Origin of the sequence: Neisseria sp. HMSC061H08 (genome assembly GCF_001836795.1) — a bacterium.
Classification (GTDB): domain Bacteria; phylum Pseudomonadota; class Gammaproteobacteria; order Burkholderiales; family Neisseriaceae; genus Neisseria; species Neisseria subflava_A.
Genome location: NZ_KV830574.1, coordinates 16,863 through 21,986, shown reverse-complemented (window position 1 = coordinate 21,986; position 5,124 = coordinate 16,863). Strand labels below are relative to the sequence as shown.

Annotated in this window: 3 protein-coding genes; 2 read left to right on the top strand and 1 reads right to left on the bottom strand. The window is 49.0% G+C overall.

All coding sequences use genetic code 11. The annotated features are described in order from the left end of the window. Together HMPREF2675_RS05125 and pepN are read left to right on the top strand one after the other, a co-directional pair. Nucleotides 1-2,040 (top strand): YadA family autotransporter adhesin (locus tag HMPREF2675_RS05125; protein WP_210399848.1); only part of this gene is annotated, 2,040 nt, incomplete at its 5' end. Nucleotides 2,041-2,195: 155 nt separating this feature from the next. After that, the gene (gene pepN, locus HMPREF2675_RS05120; protein WP_070814285.1) at nucleotides 2,196-4,817 is read left to right on the top strand and encodes an aminopeptidase N; all 2,622 of its coding nucleotides are present in this window, start codon (nucleotides 2,196-2,198) and stop codon (nucleotides 4,815-4,817) included. A 184-nt stretch (nucleotides 4,818-5,001) separates the two neighbouring features. On the opposite strand, the gene HMPREF2675_RS11250 is transcribed toward pepN, so the two are convergent. Next, a partial coding sequence (locus HMPREF2675_RS11250) for a porin (protein ID WP_210389043.1) occupies nucleotides 5,002-5,124 on the bottom strand: 123 nt, incomplete at its 5' end.

Sequence of the window (5,124 nt, the reverse complement as noted above, 5' to 3'; positions counted from 1 at the left end):
AGCAACATCATCAGCGAAACCGTAGCCGGTGGTGCACAGCTGAAACTGGCCGATGTATTGAATGTTGGTCAAGCTGCTCCGGTGAAAATCGATGGTGATAAAGGCGAGGTCAGCGGCTTGAGCAATACGACTTTGGGCGGCAGCGATTTTGCCCAAGGCAAACGTGCGGCGACTGAAGAGCAGCTGAATGCGGCCCAAGATCAGTTGGTGAATGTATTGGGTGGCAATGCGGCCAATAATGGCGGCAACATCAGCATGACCGATATTGGCGGTACTGGTGAGAACAATATCCACGATGCAATCAAAGCCGTTAATGCAACTGCCAATCTGCCTTTGACTTTCGGCGGCGACAGTGGCAAAGACGTTGAACGCAAACCGGGTACGAAGCTGAATATTGTTGGCGGTCAAACCGATGCAGCCAAACTTTCAGACGGCAATATCGGCGTTGTAGCGAATGGCTCTGATAAGTTGGAAGTCAAATTGGCTAAAGACTTGGCAGTTGACAGCGTGAAAGCCGGTGACACCACAGTCAATACTGACGGCGTAAAAGTTGGTGATGTCAACCTGACTAAAGCTGGCTTGAACAACGGCGGCAACAAGATTACCAATGTTGTGGCTGGTACCGATGATACTGATGCGGTGAATGTTGCTCAGTTGAACAAAGCTGCGGCTGCGGCTAAGACTGAAGTCGTTCAAGGCGATAACATTGTTGTTACTCAGGATGTCGGCGCCAATGGCCAAACCATTTACAAAGTGGCTACCGATAAAAACTTGAAAGTAGACAGTGTTACCGCAGGCGATACCGTGATGAATAATGACGGTGTGAAAGTTGGCGATGATGTTGCATTGAACAAAGACGGCTTGAAAGCAGGCAAGGTAAACCTGACTAAAGACGGCTTGGACAATGGCGGCAATAAGATTACCAACGTTGCAGCCGGTACGGATGACACCGATGCAGTCAATGTTTCTCAACTGAAACAAGCTGCCGCTGCATCTAAGACTGGAGTCGTTCAAGGTAAGAACATCGTTGTGACTCAGAAAACAGGCGACAAGGGTCAAACTGTTTACGAGGTGGCAACCGATAAAGACTTGGATGTTGACAGCGTGAAAGCCGGCGATACCGCAGTGAATACTGACGGTGTCAAAGTGGGTGACGATGTTGCATTGAACAAAGATGGCTTGAAAGCAGGCAAGGTAAACCTGACGAAAGACGGCTTGGACAATGCGGGCAACAAAGTAACCAACGTAGCGGATGGCGACATCAATGCCAACAGCAAAGATGCCGTCAATGGCAGCCAGTTGTACGCAACCAACCAAAACGTAGCCAACAATGCTGCGACTATTGCTAAAGGCATTAACTTCGGCGGTACGACCGGCAACAACAACTACGCGTTGGGCGACACCATCAACGTTAAAGGCGACAGCAACATCATCAGCGAAACCGTAGCCGGTGGCGCTCAACTGAAGTTGGCTGACGAGATTAGCGTGAAGACAGTGAATGCCGATACATTCAAAGCAGGCGATACTGTGATGAATAACGACGGCGTGAAAGTCGGTGATAAAGTTGCGTTGAACAAAGATGGTCTGACCGCAGGCAATACCGTGGTCAACAACGATGGCGTAACCATCGCTGCACCGACTGAAAACAATCCGAACAACCAAGTCAAACTGTCTCCTGTCGGTCTGAATAACGGCGGCCAACGCATTACCAATGTAGCTCCGGGTAAAGACGGTACAGATGCGGCAAACGTGAACCAGTTGATCGGTTTGGGTACCGAGTTGCAGAACAACATCAACCAAGTAGGTAAGAAAGCCTACGCGGGTGTGGCCGGTGCGATTGCCCAAGGCTCGATTCCGCAAGTAACCCGTCCGGGTGCGACCGGTATCGGTGTCGGCAGCGGCTACTACGGTGGTCAGTCTGCCATGGCCATCGGCGTGTCTGCGATGAGCGACGGCGGCAACTGGATTGTCAAAGGCAACTTCTCGGCCAATACCGACGGTCATGTCGGTGTCGGTGCCGGTGCGCTGTATCAATGGTAAGTTGGCAATGACAGGCAACTAGATTTGTTGTCTGAATAGGGAGGCCGTCTGAAATTTTAGGTTTCAGACGGCTTTTTTTTCTGAAAACACTTGAATTTAGGCTAGATGAAACGATATGCTTCATCTATTTACCGCATGACTCTGAAAGAGAACAAATGAGCAAAACCATCCATTATTTGAAAGACTACGCCGCGCCAGCGTACCGTATTCTGAAAACCGACCTGCATTTCGATATTTTAGAACCGCAAACCATCGTCAAATCCAGTCTGACCGTTCAACCTGAAAGAGCAGGGGAGCCATTGGTATTGGATGGTTCGGCAAAACTGCTGTCTGTGAAAGTAAACAGCCAGGTCGTAGATTATGTGTTGGAAGACGAAAAACTGACGATTGCCGGCGTGCCGTCTGAAAACTTTACGCTGGAAGTGGAAACTGAAATTTTGCCAGCTGAGAACAAATCTTTGATGGGTCTGTATGCTTCCGGCGGCAATCTGTTTACCCAATGCGAACCGGAAGGCTTCCGCAAAATTACCTTCTATATCGACCGTCCGGATGTCATGTCTAAATTTACTACCACGATCGTTGCAGACAAAAAACGCTATCCGGTGTTGCTGTCTAACGGCAATAAAATCGATGGCGGCGAGTTTTCAGACGGCCGTCATTGGGTGAAATGGGAAGACCCGTTTGCCAAACCGAGCTATCTCTTTGCTTTGGTAGCAGGCGATTTGGCGGTAACGGAAGATTATTTTACGACCATGAGCGGCCGTAAGGTCAAAATCGAGTTCTACACCACTGAGACAGACAAACCTAAAGTCGGTTTTGCAGTAGAATCGTTGAAAAATGCGATGAAATGGGACGAAACACGCTTTGGCTTGGAATACGACTTGGATATTTTCATGGTCGTTGCCGTGGGCGATTTCAATATGGGTGCGATGGAAAACAAAGGTTTGAATATTTTCAACACCAAGTTCGTGCTGGCCAACAGCCGTACTGCAACCGATACCGACTTTGAAGGCATAGAATCTGTTGTCGGCCACGAATATTTCCATAACTGGACGGGCAACCGCGTAACCTGCCGCGATTGGTTCCAATTATCTCTGAAAGAAGGTTTGACTGTATTCCGCGATCAAGAGTTTTCCGGCGACCGAGCCAGCCGCGTGGTACGCCGTATCGACAATGTCCGTATGCTGCGCTTGTTCCAATTCCCTGAAGATGCGGGCCCGACTGCGCATCCTGTCCGCCCGGCCAGCTATGAAGAGATGAACAACTTCTACACCATGACCGTCTATGAAAAAGGTGCGGAAGTCGTGCGTATGTATCACACCTTGCTCGGAGAAGAGGGATTCCAAAAAGGCATGAAGCTGTATTTCCAACGCCATGACGGTCAGGCAGTGACCTGTGATGATTTCCGTGCCGCAATGGCAGACGCAAACGGCATCAATCTTGATCAGTTTGCTTTGTGGTACAGCCAAGCCGGTACGCCGGTTTTAGATGCCCAAGGCCGTCTGAAAGATGGTGCGTTTGAATTGACCATCAAACAAACCATTCCGGCAACGCCCGATATGGCAGACAAACAGCCGATGATGATTCCGGTCAAAACCGGTTTGCTGAATGAGAAAGGCGAAGCGGTTGAGTTTGAATATCAAGGCAAACGGGTGAAAGAGGCGGTTTTGGTATTGACTGAAGCTGAGCAGACTTTTGTGTTGGGCGGCGTCAATGAGCCGGTTATCCCGTCTCTGCTGCGAGATTTCTCTGCACCGGTTACCCTGAACTATCCGTACAGCGAGCAAGAATTGGCCACTTTACTGGCGGCAGATGAAAATGAGTTTGCCCGTTGGGAGGCTGCTCAAACCTTGTATCATCGCGCCATTAACGCCAACCGTCAGGCATTGGCGGAAGGCCGTCCTTTGCCGGAACATAAAGCATTGATGGATGCTTTGGCTTTGGTGGTTTCCGGTGACTTTGATCCGGCATTCCGTGCCATTTTGCTGCAAATGCCGTCTGAAACCGATGTATGGGCGGAAGAAGAAAATATTGACCCGATTCAGGTTCATCAAGCGCGCGAAGCCTTGCTCAATGCCGTTGCCGTCAAGTTCCTGCCTCAATGGCGCGAGTTGAACCGTCAAGCTGCCGAGCAAGAAAACCAGGCTGATGCCGCTGTTCGTTATGAATACAGCCCGGAATTGGCCGGCTGGCGCACCTTGCGCAATGCTTGCAGGGCATTTATCCTTCGTGCTGACGCTGCGCATATTGAACACGTTGCAGAAAATTACGAAGCAATGGCGCAAAACATGACCCACGAATGGGGTATCTTATCCGCAATCAACAGCAATGAAAGCGACATCCGCGATCGTTTGTTGACACAATTTGCCGATAAATTCGCCGATGATGCTTTGGTAATGGACAAATACTTTGCACTGATTGCCTCAAGCCGCCGTAAAGATACTTTGCAGCAAGTTCAGACGGCCTTGAATCATCCTAAGTTCAGTATTGAAAACCCGAATAAGGCTCGTTCTTTGTTGATCAGCTTCAGCCGCAATATTCCTCATTTCCATGCAGAAGATGGCAGCGGCTACCGCTTTATAGCCGATAAAGTGATGGAAATCGACCGTTTTAATCCGCAGGTTGCCGCCCGACTGGTGCAGGCTTTCAACATCTGCAACAAATTGGAAGCCAACCGCAAAGCCGTCATGACCAAAGAATTGCAACGCATCAATGCACAAGAAGGCTTGTCGAAAGATGTGGGCGAGATTGTCGGTAAGATTCTGAATGAAAAATAAAGCTTGTCTGTTGAACTTATTGTCATTTGGCAATAAGGATAGATAGACTAAAGGCCGTCTGAAACTGATTGGTTTCAGACGGCCTTTTTATATACAACGCTTAAATTAATTTTCGTTGAGGGTAGGGCATAAGAATAAAAAAGAGCCTGCATAAAACAGGCTCTTTTTCATACTAATCCAAAGATTAGAATTTGTGACGCAGGCCAACAGTGCCAGCAGTTTTCTCGTATTTGTAGTCGCCTTTGCCTTCTTTCAACCAGCCGGCAGAAACCAGAGCAGAAGTGCGTTTAGAGAAGTCGTAGTCAGC

Bases quoted from the DNA above. Each gene is read 5' to 3' on its own strand.
- pepN (WP_070814285.1), top strand. From the start codon at position 2,196: ATGAGCAAAACCATCCATTATTTGAAAGACTACGCCGCGCCAGCGTAC.